This is a genomic window from Vogesella mureinivorans (assembly GCF_007644035.1).
Taxonomy (GTDB): Bacteria; Pseudomonadota; Gammaproteobacteria; order Burkholderiales; family Chromobacteriaceae; genus Vogesella; species Vogesella mureinivorans.
The window spans coordinates 1-1,121 of the sequence record NZ_VMTV02000128.1 but is presented as its reverse complement, the minus strand read 5'-3'; the positions used below and the strand labels follow the sequence as shown (position 1 = coordinate 1,121).

At 41.5% G+C, this 1,121-nt stretch carries 1 protein-coding gene and 1 pseudogene; one reads left to right on the top strand and one right to left on the bottom strand.

The annotated features are described in order from the left end of the window. The coding region (locus FLQ44_RS03140) for a hypothetical protein (protein WP_147693009.1) at window positions 1-476 on the top strand (476 nt) is incomplete at its 5' end. 130 nt (window positions 477-606) lie between these two features. Here FLQ44_RS03140 and FLQ44_RS03135 read toward each other — a convergent pair. Further along, window positions 607-1,121: pseudogene (locus FLQ44_RS03135) on the bottom strand (hypothetical protein); the annotation flags it as partial.

Here is a 1,121-nt window from a genome sequence, read left to right as displayed (position 1 = left end):
ACTCGATGCAGGATTCCCAAGTGGTGGTCCTGTCATCTCTGATCGAAGGCCATCATCTCACCAGTTCTGGTAACAATGTTAAAGCTGACTTTGAAGTCACTCGCTTACCAGCAATCATCGAGATGCTAGAGAAAAAATATTTTTTCCCTATTCGTCATCTAAATGTCTCTGTTAAATCAGTAACTACGGGAAGGATGACTGTTCAAACTGTCTATCTCATAGAGCCTGAGCATATCGAGCAACTGTTCACTGATCCTGAACTTGTGTTTGCTAATCAGGAAAGGACTCTTTTCTTTCGTTCTCTAGAAAAAGAGGGAAAAAACCTTGGCAAGCTTATCGAGAAAAAGGGCAGTGTGTCTCAAGCTGTTTTAAGCCTCATACATCACGCTTACAAAGATAAACCTCTTTCAGAAGAAATGTGGCTAGATATCGAAGAGAAGTTCATTCATATGCTGGATGAATTGAACGCAGCGTAAAAAATGGACGTTACATTCAACCCTGCAGTATAGCGGGTTCAGATGTGAAAAGGATCGCTCCTGGTGAGCGATCCTTTTTTTGTAGGCGAAAAGAGATTTTAGTAAATAGCACCTAAGTTTTTGAAAATAGTTAGGCAGTTAACCAGTTTTGCCTGTCGAGAACCTTTTCGGCTATAGATATTTGTCTAGCTGTTAGCTGCCTTTTCCTATCATTCCAAGAATAAATGGCTTCAATAACGTCTTTAGAGTTTTTCACTTGTTCATGTTTATTTACCCAATGAACTGTTGATAAAAGCTCTAGTCCCTGTGGGGACTCAAATCCTTCAACAAGACGCGATACTCTCTCGAATCTCTGACGTGTACTTGGATGCTTCTCCAAAAAATCGCGAGCTTCTTCAATAGCTCCAGGAACAAGCTGTAATTCTTTTTCCGGGAAGTCACCGCCATCGGCATACCCAGAAATGAAGTGACCCTCAAGAGCGTTTAGTACATGACGCAAGTTTTGCGCATAAGGGCCATAGTGCGCTTTCTGGTATTTTAAGCGTAATGGCTCCCCTGCTTCCTGCATAAAATACAATAGCTTATGTACTTCAAGTAGAGATATTGAGGGATCAAGCAATCCCTTGAGGTAGCGCTGTATAAGCT